The organism is Psychrobacillus sp. FJAT-21963, from assembly GCF_001420585.1.
In the GTDB taxonomy this organism is placed as follows: Bacteria; Bacillota; Bacilli; order Bacillales_A; family Planococcaceae; genus Psychrobacillus.
Genome location: NZ_LJIY01000023.1, coordinates 1 through 21,805 on the forward strand (window position 1 = coordinate 1; position 21,805 = coordinate 21,805).

The 21,805-nt window shown below is 38.3% G+C and carries 19 protein-coding genes and 1 riboswitch; all 19 genes read left to right on the forward strand.

Translation table 11 applies throughout. The features are described 5' to 3' along the window. The first annotated feature begins 599 nt into the window (after positions 1-599). The 19 genes from AN959_RS20095 (at position 600) to pcrA (ending at position 21,792) form a co-directional block, all read left to right on the forward strand. Positions 600-1,148 (forward strand): DUF2179 domain-containing protein, encoded by a 549-nt coding sequence (locus AN959_RS20095; RefSeq protein WP_053591888.1) that lies wholly within the window; start codon positions 600-602, stop codon positions 1,146-1,148. Continuing rightward, on the forward strand, positions 1,145-1,336 hold the full coding sequence (locus AN959_RS20100) for an NETI motif-containing protein (RefSeq protein WP_056833379.1): 192 nt from the start codon (positions 1,145-1,147) through the stop codon (positions 1,334-1,336). The genes AN959_RS20095 and AN959_RS20100 overlap by 4 nt, the downstream gene beginning before the upstream one ends. Before the next feature lie 87 nt (positions 1,337-1,423). Then, a riboswitch (purine riboswitch) is annotated at positions 1,424-1,524 on the forward strand. Between the two features lie 206 nt (positions 1,525-1,730). Continuing rightward, positions 1,731-2,219 carry a 5-(carboxyamino)imidazole ribonucleotide mutase gene (gene purE, locus AN959_RS20105; protein ID WP_056833381.1) on the forward strand — a complete coding sequence of 163 codons (489 nt, stop codon included), beginning with the start codon at positions 1,731-1,733 and terminating at the stop codon, positions 2,217-2,219. Continuing rightward, positions 2,216-3,337 carry a 5-(carboxyamino)imidazole ribonucleotide synthase gene (gene purK, locus AN959_RS20110; protein ID WP_053591891.1) on the forward strand — a complete coding sequence of 374 codons (1,122 nt, stop codon included), beginning with the start codon at positions 2,216-2,218 and terminating at the stop codon, positions 3,335-3,337. Before purE ends, purK begins: the two co-directional genes overlap by 4 nt. Positions 3,338-3,353: 16 nt before the next feature. Then, entirely contained in the window at positions 3,354-4,649 is a 1,296-nt protein-coding gene (purB, locus tag AN959_RS20115) for an adenylosuccinate lyase (RefSeq protein ID WP_056833383.1), read from the forward strand. Between the two features lie 88 nt (positions 4,650-4,737). Beyond that, a complete protein-coding gene (purC, locus tag AN959_RS20120; RefSeq protein ID WP_053591893.1) occupies positions 4,738-5,454 on the forward strand; it encodes a phosphoribosylaminoimidazolesuccinocarboxamide synthase in 717 nt (238 codons plus the stop codon). After that, positions 5,451-5,705, forward strand: a complete 255-nt coding sequence (gene purS / locus AN959_RS20125; RefSeq protein WP_053591894.1) for a phosphoribosylformylglycinamidine synthase subunit PurS — start codon at positions 5,451-5,453, stop codon at positions 5,703-5,705. Before purC ends, purS begins: the two co-directional genes overlap by 4 nt. After that, positions 5,702-6,388: a phosphoribosylformylglycinamidine synthase subunit PurQ gene (purQ, locus tag AN959_RS20130; protein WP_056833385.1), complete on the forward strand. Its 687-nt coding sequence runs from the start codon at positions 5,702-5,704 to the stop codon at positions 6,386-6,388. The genes purS and purQ overlap by 4 nt, the downstream gene beginning before the upstream one ends. Then, positions 6,372-8,603 (forward strand): phosphoribosylformylglycinamidine synthase subunit PurL, encoded by a 2,232-nt coding sequence (purL, locus tag AN959_RS20135; protein WP_056833387.1) that lies wholly within the window; start codon positions 6,372-6,374, stop codon positions 8,601-8,603. Before purQ ends, purL begins: the two co-directional genes overlap by 17 nt. Further along, entirely contained in the window at positions 8,579-10,000 is a 1,422-nt protein-coding gene (gene purF, locus AN959_RS20140) for an amidophosphoribosyltransferase (protein WP_056833389.1), read from the forward strand. The genes purL and purF overlap by 25 nt, the downstream gene beginning before the upstream one ends. A gap of 11 nt (positions 10,001-10,011) precedes the next feature. After that, on the forward strand, positions 10,012-11,067 hold the full coding sequence (gene purM / locus AN959_RS20145) for a phosphoribosylformylglycinamidine cyclo-ligase (RefSeq protein WP_056833391.1): 1,056 nt from the start codon (positions 10,012-10,014) through the stop codon (positions 11,065-11,067). Beyond that, complete coding sequence (purN, locus tag AN959_RS20150) at positions 11,067-11,639, forward strand: phosphoribosylglycinamide formyltransferase (RefSeq protein ID WP_056833393.1); 573 nt, start codon at positions 11,067-11,069, stop codon at positions 11,637-11,639. Before purM ends, purN begins: the two co-directional genes overlap by 1 nt. Positions 11,640-11,677: 38 nt before the next feature. Beyond that, positions 11,678-13,213 (forward strand): bifunctional phosphoribosylaminoimidazolecarboxamide formyltransferase/IMP cyclohydrolase, encoded by a 1,536-nt coding sequence (purH, locus tag AN959_RS20155; protein WP_056833395.1) that lies wholly within the window; start codon positions 11,678-11,680, stop codon positions 13,211-13,213. A 16-nt stretch (positions 13,214-13,229) separates the two neighbouring features. Next, positions 13,230-14,489 (forward strand): phosphoribosylamine--glycine ligase, encoded by a 1,260-nt coding sequence (purD, locus tag AN959_RS20160; protein WP_056833397.1) that lies wholly within the window; start codon positions 13,230-13,232, stop codon positions 14,487-14,489. Positions 14,490-15,412: 923 nt separating this feature from the next. Then, the gene (locus tag AN959_RS20165) at positions 15,413-17,143 is read left to right on the forward strand and encodes an adenine deaminase C-terminal domain-containing protein (RefSeq protein WP_056833429.1); all 1,731 of its coding nucleotides are present in this window, start codon (positions 15,413-15,415) and stop codon (positions 17,141-17,143) included. A 10-nt stretch (positions 17,144-17,153) separates the two neighbouring features. Next, complete coding sequence (locus AN959_RS20170) at positions 17,154-18,209, forward strand: DUF3048 domain-containing protein (protein WP_056833399.1); 1,056 nt, start codon at positions 17,154-17,156, stop codon at positions 18,207-18,209. 31 nt (positions 18,210-18,240) lie between these two features. After that, positions 18,241-18,573: a YerC/YecD family TrpR-related protein gene (locus AN959_RS20175; protein ID WP_053591903.1), complete on the forward strand. Its 333-nt coding sequence runs from the start codon at positions 18,241-18,243 to the stop codon at positions 18,571-18,573. A 238-nt stretch (positions 18,574-18,811) separates the two neighbouring features. Next, positions 18,812-19,492, forward strand: a complete 681-nt coding sequence (locus tag AN959_RS20180) for a heptaprenylglyceryl phosphate synthase (protein ID WP_056833401.1) — start codon at positions 18,812-18,814, stop codon at positions 19,490-19,492. Positions 19,493-19,560: 68 nt separating this feature from the next. Continuing rightward, positions 19,561-21,792, forward strand: a complete 2,232-nt coding sequence (gene pcrA / locus AN959_RS20185; protein WP_056833403.1) for a DNA helicase PcrA — start codon at positions 19,561-19,563, stop codon at positions 21,790-21,792. The last annotated feature ends 13 nt before the right edge of the window (positions 21,793-21,805 follow it).

Genomic DNA, 21,805 nt, shown 5'->3' on the forward strand with positions numbered 1-21,805 from the left:
CTCCCCCTGTGAGAGTAGGACGTCGCTGGGCAATTGAAAAGTCGTCACCGAGTAATCGGTGGCGGCTTTTTTTGTTTGTAAAGAAAGAGCCGAAGGCAATGAGGAATAAAGAAATAATCGAGAAAGTAGAGGAACAAAGAGTTCGAGGAAGCAAGGAAGAGAGTATCATAACGTAGGACAGAAGAAAAATGTGTCATCTCAGAGGAAGTGAACTCTTTATTGTGAGAAATGGTCGCTTTCGTATATTCTTAGTCGCTTATACGACTCGGGTGGTTGCTTATAGGTTCGGAATGGTTGCTCTCCTAGACAAATTAGTCTCCCATATCCATATTTAACAAGAATAGTCTCGGTTTCAGCTAAAATGGTCTCGAATTAGAAAATTTGGTCTCGGTTGCAAGCAAACTAGTCGCTCTTTGAGCAAGATTAGTCTCGTTCTGCTATTAAATGGATAACCTTTCAATTTCAACAGTGGAAATAGGTATCAATAAATGAAACGATACTATACTAACTTCCTATTTATCACTCTTTGTATTTTAGTTGTACTTAATTATGGGTATATAAATAAGTAATAACTACAAATTACGAGAGGAGCTGGTGGAATGACTTCAACTGCAATTTCCATGGTGTTGATTATTTTTGCCATTAATATTGTTTATGTCACTTTATCTACTACACGTATGATACTTACGCTAAAGGGCTATCGATATGTTGCGGCGCTAATTAGTATAATAGAAGTGGTGGTATATATAGTAGGCCTTGGTCTCGTTTTGGATAATCTAAATGAGATTCATAATCTAATTGCGTATGCACTCGGATTTGGTACAGGAATAGTCGTTGGATCAAAACTTGAGGAGAAAATGTCATTAGGTTATATTATGGTAAATGCCATTTCTACTGAAAGTGAAAGCGAGATAAATCTATCAACACTTTTGAGAGAAGAAGGATATGGTGTAACTAGCTGGACTGCAAATGGACTAGAGGGTGCTAGACAAGCATTACAAATATTAACTCCAAGAAAAGACGAAGCGAAACTGTATAATCGCTTAAAAGAGATTGATCCAAAAATATTTATTATTGCATATGAGCCAAAAACTATTCATGGTGGGTTCTGGGTAAAACGAGTAAGGAGAGGAAAATTGTTTTCATGAAACAAGAGACAAAGTGGTTTGAAGTACAAGAAAACGAAAGTATTTCGGAATGTATGAGTAAAATGACTGCACAAGGCTTTCAAGTAGTTGGAAGAAGAGAAGAACCGCTATTTCAAGAAGTTAATGGACAACCGGTGCCAGTTAGACAAATCATTCAATTGAAAGGGATAAAAGAAGGTAAAAAATAACCAAAAGACGAACATTATAGTTTTCTGAAAATTAATTGTTCGTATTTAAGCGTTGACGTGAGTCGCTATAATTGTTAAACTATGAATAGAAATGGACGATTATCTCCCCATATATGCTAAAGAATTGGCTTTAGCGTCTCTACCAAGTCACCGTAAATGACAGGACTATGAGGGAAAGCGACTTTTGGATATTGCTTAAAGGATGTGTTTTCATATGTTCATAGAGACACAAATCCTGCAACCATATTCCTCAAGTAAACTGCTTTTCTTCTAAAGAAAGTAGTTTATTTGGGGAATTTTTTATTTTTAACTTCATTCAATTGTTAATTGAAGTTTTATAAGCAAGATTTGGACGCAGATACGTCAAAAGCACTTTGATGGAGGGACGAGAATAATGAACGCAAAAATTGGTGTAATTATGGGTAGTTCTAGCGATTGGGAAACAATGAAATATAGTTGTGAAATATTAGAAGAACTTCATATACCTTATGAAAAACAAGTAGTATCTGCACATCGTACACCTGACTTAATGTTTGAATATGCTGAGCAAGCTAGAATACGTGGAATTCAGGTGATTATTGCGGGAGCTGGTGGTGCAGCTCATTTGCCGGGTATGGTTGCTGCTAAGACAACACTTCCGGTAATTGGTGTTCCAGTTCAATCTAGAGCACTAAATGGTCTAGATTCTCTATTATCAATTGTCCAAATGCCAGGTGGCGTTCCTGTAGCTACAGTAGCAATCGGAAAAGCTGGTGCTACAAACGCAGGGTTACTTGCAGCACAAATACTTTCTATTACCGATACGGAAGTAGAGCATAAACTCGAAAAAAGACGAGAAGATACGAAAAATAAAGTATTAGAAAGTAATGGTGAACTTCAATGACTAAAGTAATTTTTCCAGGGCAAACAATCGGTATTATCGGTGGTGGCCAACTTGGACGAATGATGGCATTAGCGGCGAAGGAAGCTGGATTTAAAATAGCAGTGCTAGAACCTACAATAGATTCACCTTGTGGCCAAGTTGCAGATATTCGTATAGTTGCTCCATATAATGACGAAGCTGCATTAGAAGAGCTAGCAGAAGTTAGTGACGTGATTACGTATGAATTTGAAAATATTGATTATGCAGGTTTAAAAAGATTAACTCAAATAGCATATGTGCCACAAGGAGCAGAATTAGTAAAGATCACACAAGATAGAATCCTTGAAAAAACGGAAATTCAGGCTTCAGGCGTGCCTATTGCGAAATTTGTCGAAGCAAATACTTTTGAACAGCTAGAACAGCGAATTGACGAAGTAGGCTTTCCATGTGTCGTTAAAACTGCTCGAGGCGGTTATGATGGGAAGGGGCAGCAAATCGTTCAATCAAAAGAAGAGCTGCATAATGCTAAGTCACTATTTGAACATTCTGCATGTATAGCAGAAGCATTTGTTTCATTTACAAAAGAAATTTCAGTTATTGTTCAAAGAAATGGTGCTGGTGAAACGTATTGCTTACCAATTGGTGAGAATATTCATGTCCATCATATTTTGCATGAAACGATTGTTCCTGCACGCATTGACAATTCACTTGCAAATAAAGCGGTTGAAGCTGCTCAAACAATCGCGAATCACTTAAATTTAGTTGGAACACTTGCAGTTGAAATGTTTGTTTTAGAAAATAATGAGATACTAATAAATGAATTAGCACCAAGACCACATAATTCTGGTCACTATTCGATTGAGGCATGTAATATCTCTCAGTTCCATCAGCATGTTAGAGCTGTTTGTGGATGGCCACTTCGTGAACCAAAGTTATGGACGGATACGGTAATGGTTAACATATTAGGACAGCATGTTATTCCTTTAACGAATTCTATTAGTAAGTACCCAAACTGGTCCGTTCATTTGTACGGAAAAAGTGAAGCTAAAACAAACCGTAAGATGGGTCATGTAACAATCCTTTCAACTAACATTGAACAGACTTTAGAGGAAATTGAACAATCGAATATTTGGTCATAAAACAGGAGGAAATTAAATGATAGAACGTTATACTCGCCCGGAAATGGGAGCAATTTGGACAGAAGAAAACAAATACAATGCATGGTTAGAAGTTGAAATTCTTGCGTGTGAAGCATGGGCTGAAATAGGTGATATTCCGAAAGAAGATGTTGTCGCACTACGCAAAAACGCATCTTTCGATGTAAACCGTATTTTAGAAATTGAGCAAGAAACAAGACATGACGTAGTAGCGTTTACCCGTGCAGTTTCTGAAACTTTAGGGGAAGAGCGTAAATGGGTACATTACGGACTAACTTCTACGGATGTAGTAGACACAGCTCTTTCTTATTTGATTAAACAAGCGAATGTTATTCTTCGTAAAGATATTCAAAATTTTATTGAAATCCTTGAAAATAAAGCAAAAGAACATAAATATACCGTAATGATGGGACGTACGCATGGAGTACATGCAGAACCAACAACTTTTGGACTTAAGTTAGCTCTTTGGCTAGAAGAGATGAGACGTAATTTAGAACGTTTTGAAGCAGCTGCAACAGTAATTGAAACTGGAAAAATGTCAGGTGCTGTAGGGACTTATGCTAATATTGATCCTTTTGTTGAAAAGTATGTATGTGACAAACTAGGTCTTGCAGCTTCTCCAATCTCAACACAAACATTGCAACGTGATCGCCACGCACAATACATGAGTACGTTAGCTCTAATTGCAACTTCTATAGAAAAATTTGCTACAGAGATTCGTGGTCTTCAAAAATCGGAAACTCGTGAAGTAGAAGAATTTTTCTCGAAAGGTCAAAAAGGATCTTCTGCTATGCCACATAAACGTAATCCGATTGGCTCTGAAAATATGGTAGGTATGGCGAGATTAATTCGTGGATATATGATGACTGCCTATGAAAATGTTGCTTTATGGCATGAAAGAGATATCTCTCATTCATCTGCGGAACGTGTTATATTGCCAGATGCAACAATTGCACTTAACTATATGTTAAATCGATTCGGCAATATCGTGAAAAACTTAACAGTGTTCCCTGAAAATATGAAACGTAATATGGATTCCACTTTAGGATTAATTTATTCTCAACGAGTGCTTCTTGCACTTATTGATAAAGGTTTAGCACGTGAAACAGCATATGATACTGTTCAACCATTAGCAATGAAAGCATGGGAATCTCAAACTGCCTTCCGTACATTTGTTGATGCGGATGAAAAAATTACTTCTTTATTAACAAAAGAAGATTTAGATGACTGCTTTGATTACAACTATCATATCCAACATGTAGATTTAATCTTTAATCGTTTAGGTCTTAATTAATACAAAAGCGGACAATTTGGTACAACTAGCAATCGGTAGGGGGAAAACCCCTGCTGATTGAAGTTTCACTTCATCGGAGGGATTTACAGTGGAAAAAGGTCGTCTATTATACGAAGGAAAAGCAAAACAATTATTTGCAACAGAAGATGAAAACATCCTGTTTGTTTCTTATAAGAATAGTGCTACAGCTTTTAACGGTGAGAAAAAAGAAGAAATAGAAGGCAAAGGGATTTTAAATAATAAAATCACTACTATTCTATTTGAAGAGTTGAAAAATCGAGGAATTGAATCTCACTTTGTTGAGCAAATTTCAGAGAATGAGCAACTTGTAAGAAAAGTAGAAATCATTCCACTCGAAGTAGTTGTACGAAATGTAGCAGCGGGGAGTCTCGCTAAACGCTTAGGTATGGAGGAAGGCATTCCTTTAAAGCATACTATTGTAGAGTTTTACTACAAAGATGACGCTTTAGGAGATCCTTTGTTGACAGATGCACATATTGAACTGCTTGCACTAGCGACACCTGAAGAAGTAGAAACGATCAAAGCAAAAGCACTGGAAATCAATCAAGTACTTCAACCAATATTTAAAGAGATCGGCGTTACTTTAATAGATTTTAAACTGGAATTCGGTAAAACTGCACAAGGTGAAATTTTACTTGCAGATGAGATCTCTCCCGATACTTGTAGACTCTGGGATGCCGAAACGAACAATAAACTAGACAAAGATGTTTTTAGACGTAATTTAGGAAGCTTAACAGAAGTTTATGAAATAATACTTTCCCGCCTAGGAGGATTATCAAAATGAAAAAAGTTAAAGTGTATGTAACATTACGTGAAAGTGTTTTAGATCCACAAGGTTCTGCTGTAATGGGTGCTCTTCATTCTATGGATTACAATGAAGTGAAAGATGTACGCATTGGGAAGTATTTGGAGCTTCAAATCGAAGAGAGTGATCGTGATTTAGATGCTATCGTTAGAGAAATGTGTGAAAAACTACTTACAAATACAGTAATCGAAGACTATCGTTACGATGTTGAGGAGGCTGTAAGCAAATGAAGTTCGCAGTAATCGTTTTTCCAGGATCGAACTGTGATTTAGATATGTATCACGCGATTAAAGACGAACTTGGGGAAGAAGTAGAATACGTTTGGCATGATGAGAAAGATTTAAGCGGATTCGACGGTATTTTATTACCTGGGGGCTTTTCGTACGGTGACTACTTACGTTGTGGTGCCATTTCTCGCTTTTCTAATGTTATGTCGGAAGTTGTGAAAGCAGCGGAAGCTGGTAAGCCTGTTCTAGGTATCTGTAACGGATTCCAAGTATTAACGGAAGCTGGTCTTCTGCCAGGAGCACTACTTCGTAATAAAAATCTTAAATTCATGTGTCGTACAGTAGATTTAAGAGTGGTAAATAATGAAACACAATTTACTTCTGCATATAAAAAAGACGAAATAATTCAAATTCCAATCGCACACGGTGAAGGAAACTATTATTGTGACGAAGAGACGCTTGCTACATTAAAAGAAAACAATCAAATCGTTTTCACATATGCTTCTGAAAACCCAAATGGTAGTTTGGAAGATATCGCAGGTATTGTGAATGAAAGAGGAAATGTCCTTGGAATGATGCCTCATCCAGAACGTGCTGCAAATGATATTATGGGCGGTTCAGACGGTCTAGCTTTATTCAAATCAATTGTGAAACAGTGGAGGGAAACTCATGTCAGTCATGCTTGAACCAAATCCAACGCAAATTAAAGAACAAAAACTATATGCTCAAATGGGGATGTCGGACGAAGAATTTGAAATGGTAGAAAAGATTTTAGGACGTCTACCAAACTATACAGAGACTGGTTTATTTTCTGTTATGTGGTCGGAGCATTGCTCGTATAAAAATTCTAAACCAGTATTACGTAAGTTTCCTACGAAAGGTCCTCAAGTATTACAAGGACCAGGTGAAGGTGCTGGTATTGTTGATATTGGTGACGGCCAAGCAGTTGTATTCAAAATGGAGTCTCATAATCATCCATCTGCAATTGAGCCTTATCAAGGTGCAGCGACAGGTGTTGGTGGGATAATCCGTGATGTATTCTCTATGGGTGCTCGTCCAATTGCAATGTTAAATTCTCTTCGTTTCGGAGAATTGAAAACTCCAAGAGTAAAATATTTGTTTGAAGAAGTTGTAGCTGGTATTGCGGGTTATGGTAACTGTATCGGTATTCCAACAGTTGGTGGAGAAATTCAGTTTGATGACTGTTATGAAGGAAACCCTCTTGTTAACGCAATGTGCGTAGGTTTAATAAACCATGAAGACATTCAAAAAGGGATTGCTGCAGGTGAAGGTAACACAGTAATGTACGCTGGTGCCAAAACTGGTCGTGACGGAATCCATGGTGCGACATTCGCATCAGAAGAATTAACAGAAGCTTCAGAAGAAAAGCGTCCAGCTGTCCAAGTTGGAGATCCATTCATGGAGAAGCTCTTGTTAGAAGCTTGTTTAGAAGTAATTAAATCAGATGCTTTAATCGGTATACAAGATATGGGTGCTGCGGGCTTAACTTCATCCTCTGCAGAAATGGCTTCAAAAGCTGGTTTTGGTGTAGAGATGAACTTAGACTTCGTACCACAACGTGAAACTGGGATGACTGCTTATGAAATGATGCTTTCAGAATCTCAAGAACGTATGTTAATAGTTGTAAAAAAAGGTCGCGAAGATGAGATCGTTAAGATTTTCGAAAAATATGATTTAGACTGTGTTGCGGTAGGTAAAGTTACTAACGACAAAATGCTTCGTTTGATTCACAACGGAGAAGTAGTAGCTAATGTTCCTGCGGATGCACTTGCAGAAGAAGCACCAGTATATCACAAACCTTCAGCAGTTCCTTCTTACTTTACTGAATTCCAAGCAATGGATAATGTTGAACCGGTTGTTTCGGATTATAAAGAAACTTTACTAAACTTACTTCAACAACCTACTATTGCTTCAAAAGAATGGGTTTACGATCAATATGATTACCAAGTTCGTACTAGTACAGTAGTTACACCTGGTTCAGATGCAGCAGTTGTTCGTGTCCGTGGTACAAATAAGGGCTTAGCAATGACAACAGACTGTAACTCTAGATATATCTATTTAGATCCAGTTGTAGGTGGAAAAATTGCTGTAGCAGAAGCTGCGCGTAATGTTGTGTGTTCGGGAGCCAAACCACTTGCAATTACAGACTGCTTAAACTTTGGTAATCCAGAAAACCCTGAAATCTTCTGGCAATTAGAAAAATCAGCAGATGGTATTTCAGAGGCTTGTATTGCTTTAGATTCACCTGTTATCGGCGGAAATGTTTCCATGTATAACGAGCGTAGTGGAACAGCTGTTTACCCAACGCCAACTATTGGTCTTGTTGGACTAGTAGAAGACTTAGCACATGTGACAACTCAATCAGTGAAAGCTGCTGGAGATATTGTCTATGTGATTGGGGAGACGAAAACAGAATTTGGTGGATCAGAGCTTCAAAAATTAGTAGAAAAGCGTATTTTTGGGCAAGCGCCAACAATTGACTTAGAAGTAGAAGCAGCACGTCAAAAGGCACTTCTTTCCGCTATCAAAGCTGGAATCGTGCAGTCTGCGCATGATATTTCAGAAGGTGGACTTGCTGTAGCTTTAGCAGAAAAAGCATTTGGTGCGAAATCCCTTGGAGTAGAAGTAACACTAACTGGTTCTGCAACGACAGCGTTATTCAGTGAGTCTCAATCACGTTTCTTAGTAACTGTAAAACCTGAAAATGCTGCAAAGTTTGAAGAAATCTTACAAGATGCAGTTCAAATTGGTACTATCACAGATTCTAATAAAATCATCATAACTAACGAAGACGGAACTGAATGGATTAGCGGTTCTGTTGACGAATTCCGTTCCGCTTGGAAAGGAGCAATACCATGCTTGCTGAACTCAGAGGCTTAAATGAAGAATGTGGTGTATTCGGGATTTGGGGACATCCTAACCCAGCTGCCTTGAGCTATTATGGATTACATGCACTGCAACACAGAGGACAAGAAGGTGCTGGAATTGTTGTCACAGACGGAGAACATTTACGTGCTGTGAAGGGTGAAGGCTTGGTTAATGATGTATTTAATAATGGAAAATTAGAAAAGCTAGAAGGTCACGCTGCAATTGCGCATGTACGTTATGCAACTGCAGGTGGCTCTGGAATCGAAAATGTCCAACCATTACTCTTCAATTCTACGACTGGAAGTCTAGCAATCGCTCATAACGGTAATATTGTGAATGCTACCCGTTTAAAACGAAGCTTAGAACGTCAAGGTAGTATTTTTCAAACAACATCTGATACAGAAGTACTTGCACACTTATTGAAAAAGAGTAATCTTCCATCGTTTGAAGAAAAAGCTAAGCAAGCTTTAAGATTACTTGAAGGTGCGTTTGCTTTTATCATTTTAACTGAGGACGGTATGATAGTTGCGCAAGATCCACAAGGAATGCGACCACTTTCTTTAGGTCAATTGGATGGTGCATGGGTAGTTGCATCTGAAACAAGTGCCTTTGATTTAATTGGAGCAGAATTAGTTCGTTCTATTAATCCAGGTGAGTTATTAATTATCAACAATGATGGTTGTCGTTCTGAACGTTATGTAGAGAAAAAAGATCGAGCAATTTGCACGATGGAATATGTATATTTTTCTCGTCCTGATTCGGATATCGATGGGATTAATATTCATATGGCAAGAAAGCGCCTTGGAAAACAACTAGCAAAGGAAATTCAAATTGATGCGGACGTAGTGACTGGGGTACCAGACTCTAGTATTTCTGCAGCAATCGGTTTTTCAGAAGCAACTGGCATACCATACGAACTTGGTCTTATTAAAAACAGATATGTTGGAAGAACATTTATCCAACCTTCACAAGATTTACGGGAACGTGGAGTGAAGATGAAGCTTTCCCCAGTGCGCCAAGTTGTAAAAGGTAAACGTGTAATCATGGTAGACGATTCAATCGTAAGAGGAACTACATCAAGACGTATTGTAAATATGTTAAAAGATGCAGGTGCACTGGAAGTACATGTAGTTATTAGTTCTCCTCCACTAAAAAATCCATGTTTTTATGGAATTGATATTAGTACAGATTCGGAGCTTATCGCTTCTAATAATAGCGTAGATGATATATGTAAGTTGATTGGTGCTGATTCTTTAACATTCTTGTCTGTAGAAGGAATGGTTGAGGCAATAGGTAGACCAGAAGACGAGAAAAATTGTGGTCACTGTTTAGCTTGTTTTACAGGTGAATACCCAACAGATATTTTCGCAGATACGAAACTACCACATGAAAAAGAGCTTGTTCGATAGGAGGATTTGACGTGTCAAAAGCATATGAAAAAGCAGGCGTGAATATTGAAGCTGGCTATGAAGCAGTTCAACGAATGAAGTCACATGTCGAACGTACAGCAAGAAAAGGAATTATGGGTACTTTCGGTGGTTTCGGCGGAATGTTTGACTTGTCTTCATTAAATTATAAAGAGCCTGTATTAATTTCAGGTACAGATGGTGTTGGAACGAAGCTGAAGCTTGCATTTATGACGGATTCACACGATACAATCGGTGTGGACTGTGTAGCGATGTGTGTGAATGATATTGTAGCGCAAGGTGCAGAGCCGTTATTCTTCCTTGACTACGTTGCAGTTGGCAAAGCTGTACCTGCTCGTATTGAGCAAATCGTAAAAGGTGTTGCGGATGGCTGTGTTCAGTCAGGAGCAGCATTGATTGGTGGAGAGACAGCGGAAATGCCAGGTTTATACGAAGAAGATGAGTATGACTTAGCTGGATTTGCTGTTGGTGCCTGTGAAAAATCAAAAATTGTTACCGGTGAGAATATTGCAGAAGGGGACGTTTTAGTAGGTATTGCTTCAAGCGGCGTCCATTCTAATGGATATTCCCTAGTTCGTAAAATTGTATTTGAAGAGCAAGGCTATACTCCAGAAACGATTGTGGAAGGCTACGAGGAACTTGGCGAAATCGGTAAAGCTCTTCTAACGCCAACTAAAATTTACGCAAAGCCAGTTATGGAAATGCATCAGGAACTTTCTATTCACGGGATGGCACATGTAACGGGCGGGGGCTTTTATGAAAACCTACCTCGTATGATGCCAGATGGATTGGCTGTTGAAATTGATTTGGGTTCATGGGAAGTACTCCCTGTATTTCATTTATTGAAAGAAAAAGGATCGCTTGTTGATCGCGATTTATATAACGTTTTTAATATGGGAATTGGTTTTGTTCTATCTCTTTCAGCTGAGGAAGCGGATAAGGCAATCGCTATTGCAGAAGCCCATGGAGAAAAGGCATATACAATTGGTCGTGTTGTAAAAGGTGAAGGTGTAGTATTCACGGGAGCGCATGACGGGAGTTTAGTGTAATGGTGGAAAAACCAAAGTTTGCAATATTTGCATCTGGGAGTGGAAGTAATTTTCAAGCTATTTACGATGCGGTAAAAGCTGGAAGATTAGCTGCTAATGCAGTGTTGGTTGTCACAGATAAACCAGGTGCATTTGTAGAAGAACGGGCGAAAAACGCAGGTGTCGAAACACTTGCTATTAAACAAACAAGCTTTTCCTCTAAGGAAGCATATGAACAAGAAATTCTAAAGAAGCTTCAGGAACTTGAAGTGGAGTGGATCGTACTTGCTGGGTATATGCGCTTGATTGGGAATGTGTTGCTCGAAGCGTACCCTAATCGAATCATTAATATCCATCCTTCGTTACTTCCTGCTTTTCCAGGAAAAGATGCAATCGGTCAAGCAATGGATCACGGGGTCAAGGTGACAGGAGTAACAGTTCACTATGTGGATGCTGGAATGGATACAGGACCTATATTAGCTCAGCAAGCTGTCGAAGTAGTGGATGGAGATAGAGAGAAAACTGAAGAACGAATCCATGCTGTGGAGCATGAATTGTATACGAAGACTTTACAAAAACTATGGAGCCGGTGATTATACCGGCTTTTCTAACTACAAGAGGAGGAAGCATTGTGGCAAAACGTGCGTTAATTAGTGTTTCAGATAAATCAGGGATTCTCGAATTTGCAAAAGAGTTGGAACAGCTTGGATATGAAATTTTATCAACTGGTGGAACAAAATCATTTTTAGAACAAAATGGTGTTGCGATTACATCAGTAGACCAAGTAACAAATTTTCCAGAGATTTTGGATGGTCGAGTAAAAACATTGAATCCTATGATTCACGGTGGATTGTTAGCAAAACATGATGACCCTTCTCATCAGGCACAACTAGAAGAACATAAAATAACTCCTATTCAAGTAGTTTGTGTGAACTTATATCCTTTTCGCGAAACAATTTCTAAACCAGATGTAGCATTTGAAGATGCTATTGAAAATATTGATATTGGTGGCCCATCGATGCTACGTTCTGCTGCCAAAAACCATCAATATGTAACAGTAGTTACAGATACATCTGACTATGAGGAAGTATTAGGTCAATTAAAAGAAACTGGAGAAACTACTTTAGAAACACGTCGCCGATTAGCTGCAAAAGTTTTCCGCCATACAGCAGCATACGACGCTTTAATTGCTAGTTATATGACGGATTTAACTGGCGAAGAATTTCCTGAATTACTAACATTAACATATGAACGTAAGCAAGCTTTACGCTACGGTGAAAATCCTCATCAAAAAGCAGCATTTTATAAGCGTCCACTTGGATCTGATTTCTCTATTGCTTCTGCAACTCAATTACATGGGAAAGAGCTATCCTACAACAATATTCAAGATGCAAACGCTGCTATTCAAATCGTAAAAGAATTCGAAATTCCCGCTGCGGTTGCAGTAAAACATATGAATCCTTGTGGTGTTGGAACTGGTAGTACGATATCAGAAGCTTTTAATAAAGCATACGAAGCAGATTCAACTTCTATTTTCGGTGGAATTGTTGCATTAAACCGTGAAGTAGATGCAGCAACTGCAAAGGTTTTGGCAGGAATTTTCTTGGAAATCATTATTGCTCCTTCATTTTCAGAAGAAGCTATCGCTATGTTAACCGCAAAGAAAAACATTCGCTTGTTAACTATTTCTTATGAGCAAACGAAAAAAGATGCATGGAATATCGTATCTGTGGAAGGTGGATTATTAGTTCAATCTCCCGATACATTTGGATTAAAAGACGCGGATGTGAAAGTTGTTACAGACCGCGAACCAACAGCAGAAGAATGGAAAGCATTAGAACTTGGATGGAGCGTAGTGAAACACGTTAAATCGAATGCAATTGTTGTTTCTACTGAAGATATGACAATCGGAGTCGGTGCAGGTCAGATGAACCGTGTAGGTTCAGCAAAAATTGCACTGGAGCAAGCAGGTGAACGAGCAAAAGGAGCAGGACTTGCATCTGATGCATTTTTCCCGATGAACGATACAGTAGAAGTAGCTGCAAAGGCCGGTATTACTGCAATTATTCAAACAGGTGGTTCTGTAAAAGACCAAGATTCAATTGATAAAGCAAATGAATACGGAATCGCAATGGTATTCACTGGCGTTCGTCATTTCAAACATTAAGGGAGGCACGTCTCATATGAATATACTCGTAATTGGTAGTGGTGGCCGTGAGCATGCTATTGCAAAGCAGTTCAATGATTCCCCTTCTGTAAACAAAGTTTTTGTGGCTCCAGGTAACGCTGGTATGTTAAAAGACGCAACAATTGTAGCAATTGATGTTATGGCTTTTGATGAGCTTACAACTTTCGCAAAAGAAAATAAAATCGATTTAACATTTGTTGGACCAGAGCAACCACTTGCAGGTGGGATCGTGGACTTTTTTCAAGCAGAGGGCTTACGTATTTTTGGACCAACAAAGGCTGCTGCGCAACTAGAAGGCAGTAAAGCATTTGCAAAAGAGATTATGCAAAAATATAATATCCCAACAGCTGAGTACGAAACATTTACAGAAGTAGATAAAGCGAAAGCGTATATCGAAAAGCTAGGAGCTCCTATCGTCGTAAAAGCAGACGGACTTGCTGCAGGTAAAGGGGTAGTAGTTGCCATGACGGTGGAAGAAGCAAACAATGCGGTGGAAGATATGATTGGCAATCAATTATTTGGAGAATCATCTTCTCGCGTAGTAATTGAAGAATTCTTGGACGGGGAAGAGTTTTCTTTCATGTCATTCGTGCATAATGGTCAAATCTATCCAATGGTAATTGCACAAGACCATAAACGAGCTTATGACGGAGATAAGGGTCCAAATACAGGTGGTATGGGTGCATATTCACCTGTTCCACAGATTTCTTCTACAATTGTCGATGCAGCATACGAAGCAATCGTTGTTCCGACCGTACAGGCAATGACTAAAGAGGGAATATCTTTTACTGGTATTTTATATGCAGGACTTATTTTAACGAGCGATGGTCCAAAGGTTATCGAGTTTAATGCACGTTTTGGAGACCCAGAAACACAGGTAGTCCTTCCTCGAATGGTAAGTGACTTTGGTGAATTCATGACAGCATTGATGGATGAGAAACCGTATGAACTAAAGTGGTCGAAGGAATCCATGTTGGGCGTAGTCATTGCTTCAGAAGGTTACCCAGGAGACGTGAAAAAAGGCGCTGTGCTTCCTAATCTTCAATCCTTACAAGAGTTAGGGTTACATGTTTTCCATGCAGGTACTAAAGCTAGTGATGATGGATTTATTGCCAATGGTGGTCGAGTTATTTTAGTTGCTGCAAGTGAAATTGCTTTAAAAGAGGCACAAGAAAAAGTATACGAGGGTCTATCTACTTTACAATGGGATGGTCTATTTTTCAGAAAAGATATAGGTTGGCGAACTTTTCTTTAATTTGATGGGATAACTCCGTATTTGGAGTTATCCTGTTTTTATTTTGACCTTGTTAAGCTTCATTGTTAGAATGTGTGCTTTTCACGACGCAAGACGCTAGTCATAGACTTAATCAGATAATCACCAGCTATATGCATTCTCGCTGGCCTCACGTCCGCATGAGCCGGGGACTTCATGGAGGGCACTGAAAAAGTCTATAGAATTCGACTTTACTAAATAATGTCGTCCGATAAATAAAAAAATCGTTGAAACGGCTCCCTTTCCGCGGGCGTTGCCTTAGCCTCCTAGGCCAACACGATGTTGGTCATGCAATCGTTGCCGCAGGATGCGGCGAACTTAGATTGCCTTCCCCTCACCTGCGGGGTCTTCGGCCAACGCTATTCCCGCAGGAGAATCGCCTTAATCAACGATTTTATATAAATACTATTTGAATAAGTTTAAGTGATAAAAACTTGCTCTTTTAATGGCATGATGGTTTTCTAATTGAAAAGCGGATAATAGTTGATTGGAGTGGAAGGCGGCGACTCCAGCCGGAATAGCATGAGGTGAAGACCCTGGACTAAACGTAGCGAGGGAAGCGGCTGAAGCCATGCCGGCGGAACGCGTCCGCCTGGAACGGAAATTAAGGGGCCAAAATAAAAATCGAATATGTGAACAACTTGTCGTTCATATATTGTTGATGAAATCTCATTGAGGACTTTTTCAACGCCTTCCACTTCGTGCGCCTTCCACTTCGTGCGGCAAGCGCACTTCCGTGGATCTGAAATCGTTTATTAGAAAAATTAACTGTTTTATTAAACTACTCTACGAATAAATATTTTTTCTCAGAATTTACTAAAAATACAATTCGGTACTTTGCTTTACTAAAGTGATGTGCTATATTTATTTTTATGAGCGAAACTACAGGAGGGAGAATGGATGCGATGCAATATCCAATTTGGAAAATTGAAGAGATCAGGCATCAGATAGAAGTGGTTAATGGAACAAAGCCACCTGACATTCTTATAAAAAATGCAACGTATTTACATAGCCACTTAAAAAAATGGGTTACCGGAAACATTTGGATCGTGAAGGATCGAATCGTCTACACTGGTAATGAAATGCCATTAGTTACGGAAACCACGGAAGTATATGATGCGAATGGTCAAAAAATTGTACCGGGATATATAGAACCTCACGTACATCCATTTCAACTTTATCAGCCTCATTCTTTTGCAGATTATGCTGCACAGCTTGGAACAACAACTTTTATTGCGGATAACTTGGTCTTCTTTTTGTCACTTGAAAACAAGAAAGCGTTTTCAATCATGGATGAGTTAAACAAATTACCTTTTGCATTTTATTGGTGGGCACGATTTGATTCACAAACTGAATTAGAGAGTGAAGAAAAGTTGTTTACTTCTAAATCAATCGGTGAATGGATTGACCGTCCAGATGTGATTATGGGTGGTGAGTTGACTGGATGGCCTAGACTGCAATCTGGTGATGATCAAATGTTGTATTGGATGCAGCAAGCAAAGACTAATGGCATGAAAATTGAAGGGCATTTCCCAGGAGCATCAGAACGTACGCTTGCTAGAATGCGATTACTTGGAGCCGATGGGGATCATGAGGCTATGACCATCGAAGAAGTAGAGAGACGGATTCTCCACGGGTATGCTGTGACTTTAAGACATTCTTCTATTCGTCCAGACTTACCAATTCTTCTTAAAGGAATTTTAGAGAAGGATCTTCAAATTTTTGATCATTTAATGATGACGACTGACGGAGCTACGCCTTCGTTTCATCTAGATGGTGTAATGGACAAATGTATTCAAGTAGCTTTAGATGCAGGAGTAAAACCGGTAGATGCTTATTTAATGGCATCATTTAATGTTGCAAAATATTACAACCTATCAAACTTACATGGCGTAATTGCTACTGGCAGATTTGCCACAATAAACTTTTTAAAAGATGAAAATAATCCAGTGCCAATCAGTGTTTTATCCAAAGGTGTATGGTTAAAAAGAGATGGAGAAAAAGTGCATGGATTATCGCCAGTAGACTGGTCTCATATGCCAGATTTAAATTTAAATTTTGAATTGAAAGATGCAGATTTTCAGTTCTCCATGCCATTTGGAATTGAAATGGTAAACGACGTTATTACAAAACCGTATTCTATATCAGTTGATACAACAGACAACGAACTCTCTAGTAAACATGATCAGAGTTTTTTAATGTTAATCGACCGGAACGGTAAATGGAAAGTTACGACGCTAATTAAAGGATTTGCAACATCTTTAAAAGGATTTGCATCCTCTTATTCAAATACCGGGGATATAATATTAATTGGTAAAAATAAAAAAAGTATGCTAAAGGCCTTTCAAGAAATGAAGAAAATGAACGGTGGTATTGTTCTTGTAGAAGACGATCAAGTTATTTGTTCTCTTAAACTTCCAATTGGAGGAGTGCTGTCTGACAAACCAATGGAAGAATTGATAGAAGAAGAGATTCTTTTAAAGAAAGAGTTGGCAGCAAGAGGATTTAAGCTTGGTGATGCCATTTATACATTGCTATTTTTGCAATCCACACATTTGCCTTATGTTCGAATTACACAACGAGGAATTTTCGATGTAATGAAAAAACAAGTACTATTTCCAGCTGTTATGAGGTAGGGGGATTACTGTGTTCAAAAAAAGGGGATTTATATTTGCAATAAGTATTCTTTTATTAGTTGCTTGTTCAGATAAAGAAGAGATGACAGAAGATATAATAGAAATAGTGGAAGAACCAGTTGCAGCAGAAGAGGAAGTAGAAGACAAAGAGAAAGAACTTCCTTATATTGCTCCTTTTACTGGAGTCGGATCCGAAGTGGAATTAAAACAAAGAGCAGTGCTTGTAACTATGAATAATCATCCTCTTGCACGCCCTCAATCAGGTATTGCACAAGCAAACATTGTTTATGAAATGCTTGCTGAAGGGAATGTCACGAGATTTCTTGCACTTTATCAAAGTGAGATACCTGACATGATTGGTCCTGTAAGAAGTGCACGAGATTATTTTGTAACGATTGCTCAAGGGCTAGATGCCTTTTACATAGCTCACGGATATAGTCCGGACGCTCAAAAAATGTTAAATGCACGAGTCGTTGATAATATTAATGGAATGCAATATGATGGTATACTGTTTAAAAGGTCGAAGGAGCGTAAAGCGCCACACAACTCCTACATAACAAAAGACAATATAGTAGCGGGTGCAGATAAAATAGGTGCTTCTATGGAGCTTCACAAAATTCCTAAACTATCTTTCTATGATTCAGAGGAAGGCGCAAAGCTTGGAAATCCAGTATCAAGTATAAGTATTCGTTACGGTAATGGAGCAAGCTTTGAAAATCAATATACGTATTTACAAGAAGAAGGTATTTATGAAAGAACATCAGCAGGAGATTTGACGACAGATAAAGAAACAAAAGAACCTGTGAAAATATCGAATGTAATATTCATGGAAATCCCACATAAAACGATTGATAATGCTGGAAGACAAGCTTTGGCTTTAAATGATGGAGGAAGAGCTTATCTTTTCCAAGCAGGAATAATGAAAGAAATTGAATGGGAAAATGTTGATGGAATTTTAGTTCCAATGGAAAATGGGGTTCCTGCAAAACTTGTAAAAGGAATGTCATGGATAAGTTTTGTTCCAACAAATCCCGGATTAGAAAATATGGTGAATTTTTTACCCTAAGAGTAGACTGAAGTGAAGGGAATGAAAGTATATGCAGATTGATAAAATAAAAGGACATCAAACAGACCAGTTATTTAAAGCGGTTTTAGAGTTAAAAGATATGGAAGAATGCTATCGATTTTTTGATGATTTATGTACAATAAGTGAAATCCAATCTTTGGCACAACGATTTGAAGTTGCCCATTTATTGAGATTGAAAAAAACATACGAAACAATTAAAAAAGAAACAGGTGCAAGTACCGCAACTATTTCACGTGTGAGACGTTGCTTTGATTATGGAAACGAAGCATATGATGAAATGCTTGGACGTTTGTATCCAGATGAGCAGCCCTTTCAAAATCCAAGAGACAAAGTAGACAATTGATACCTATTTTCTAGAAAGTCTGATATTTACTGAACAGAAGCCTCTGTTCAGTTTTTTTGTTATAATGATTTGAGAAAGAGTGGATTTTACTATTCAGTATTGTCTAGCTTCAGACATCAGCTACTCGAGGTAAAATGCAGTTTCCTTCGGTTTTTGTGGAACTGCCTACTCAGTAACCGACATTGCGTAGCTAAACGGCGTCTGACGCATTTCATATAAATTTTATGTAGGTGACGAAATGGATTATAAAGAGTGGCGACATATATTTAAATTGGATCCGGCAAAAGAAATTGGTGCGGATGCGTTAGAAAAGATCTGTGAATCTGGAACCGATGCGATTATGATTGGTGGCTCGGATGGAGTAACACTAGATAACGTTATAGATTTATTGATGCGTATTCGGCGCTATGCGGTACCTGTAGCGCTAGAAGTATCAACAATCGAGTCGATTATTCCAGGGTTTGACTATTATTTTATTCCAAGTATTTTAAATAGCACAGATACAAAATGGGTAAAAGATTTACATCATGCTGCCACAAAGGAATTTGGAGAAGTGATGAATTGGGAAGAAATTATTCCAGAGGGTTATTGTATTCTAAATCCTGACTGTAAAGCAGCTAAGCTGACGCATGCTGAGCATCCTTCTACTGATGATGATGTTATAGCATACGCCCAAATGGTAGAGCATCTTTTTAAATTCCCTATTTTTTATATGGAATATAGCGGGATGTATGGGGACGTGGAAATTGTTAAGAAGGTTAAATCTCGTCTTGAACATACAAAGCTTTTTTATGGTGGAGGAATCCAAAACGAACAGCAAGCACGTGAAATGGCCGCGCATGCAGATGCAATCATTGTAGGAAATCATGTTTATGAAAACTTAACAGAAGCTTTGAAAACTGTAAAAGCTATTAAGTGATATTTGAGTAATTTCTTATTCAACGGTATAATAATGAGAACAAACGTTCTTTTAAGGAAGTGTGTATTATGGAACTGATAGCAAAAAACTTGTTGAATGGTATGAATAAAGAACAAGAAAAAGCGGTTAAAACAACAGAAGGTCCACTCCTCATTATGGCAGGAGCGGGATCCGGTAAAACACGGGTTTTAACACATCGTATTGCTTATTTAATCGTGGAGAAGGAAGTTTATCCATCGAAAATACTTGCGATAACCTTTACGAATAAAGCAGCGCGTGAAATGCGCGAGCGTATAAATGGTATTTTAGGTGCAGGTACAGGTGAAAGTATGTGGGTCTCTACGTTCCACTCTATGTGTGTACGTATTTTACGAAGAAATATTGATAGAATTGGCTATTCTAAAAGCTTTTCAATATTGGATACAACCGATCAGTTAACGGTTATTAAAAATATTTTAAAGGAACAAAATATTGATTCTAAAAAGTATGATCCACGTTCGATGCTAAATGCGATAAGTAGCGCCAAAAATATTTGTATAGATGCAGATACGTTTAAAGCACAAATGAACGAATTTAACCCATTCGAAAAAACGGTAGCAGAAGTGTATAAAGGGTATGAAAAGCGTTTAAGAAAAAACCAGTCTCTGGATTTTGATGATTTAATCATGACGACATTAACGCTCTTTAAGCGTGTTCCAGAAGTACTGGAGTATTATCAAAGTAAATTTCAATATATTCATGTGGACGAGTACCAAGATACAAACAAGGCCCAATACGAATTAGTTCAAATGCTTGCACAAAAATTTAAAAATATTTGTGTAGTAGGTGACTCCGATCAATCTATTTATCGTTGGCGTGGAGCAGACATCCAAAATATTTTATCTTTTGAAAAAGATTATCCGAATGCGACTGTAATTATGCTAGAGCAAAATTATCGTTCGACAGGTAGAATCCTACAGGCAGCAAATGACGTCATTGGTAATAACACAAGTAGATATCCAAAAGTGCTACGAACTGACAATCTCGAAGGTGAAAAGATTGAAATGTTTCGAGCAAATAACGAGCAGCAGGAAGCGCAATTTGTTGTCCAAAAGATACAAGATTTAATGGAGCAAGAAAATCGGACATTAAATGATTTTGCTATTCTGTATCGTACTAATGCACAATCACGTGTAATGGAGGAAGTACTCGTTAAATCTAATATGGCCTATACGATTGTAGGTGGAACTAAGTTCTACGATCGAAAAGAAATTAAGGACCTACTTGCGTATCTTCGTCTAATTGCTAATAATGACGATGATTTATCGCTTGCACGTATTATTAATGAACCGAAGAGGAATATTGGTGCAACTTCTTTTGAACGTATAGCGATGTATGCACTAGAACAGGATCGTTCGATTCTAGATGCACTGAATGAAGTCGATTTCATGGGATTACCTGCTCGTGCTGTAAATTCCGTCGTTCAATTCCACGGACTGATTCAAAACTTTACACAAATGCAGGAATTCTTATCTGTGACCGAAATAGTGGAGCAGGTGCTTGAGAAAACTGGATATCGTCAAATGCTAAAAAATGAAAAAACCATTGAAGCAGAGAGTCGATTAGAAAATATTGAAGAGTTTTTATCTGTTACGAAAGCCTTTGAAGAAAAAAGTGACGATAAATCGCTTGTTGCTTTTCTAACTGATTTAGCACTTATTTCAGATATTGATAAGCTGGACGAAGAGGAAGACACTTCCAAAGGGAATATTATTCTAATGACGATGCATGCTGCCAAAGGGCTAGAATTCCCGGTAGTTTTCATCATTGGTATGGAAGAGAATATTTTCCCACACTCTCGTTCTATTGGTGACGATGATGAAATGGAAGAGGAACGTCGTTTAGCATATGTTGGAATTACAAGAGCAGAGGAAAGATTATTTATTACTTGCGCTCAATCACGTACTATTTTTGGTCGTGGTAGCTACAACAGTCCTTCACGTTTTATAGCAGAAATCTCAGATGACATAGTTGAAGTGGTTGGATGGACGAAAGATATAAGAATGAATCAACATAGAGATTCTAGAGCAATATCTCCAACAACACAGCGGGCTGCTGTTTCAAGACCTGCTTATCAATCGACAGGTGGAGAAAAGTTGGGCTGGCAAGTTGGGGATAAAGCAGTGCATAAAAAATGGGGCATAGGTATGGTTGTTAGTGTTCGTGGCGAAGGTGAAAATACAGAGCTTGATATTGCCTTTCCAAGCCCAACTGGTATTAAGCGATTGTTAGCTAAATTTGCACCTATAGAAAAAGGATAATTCACTCAGTGGA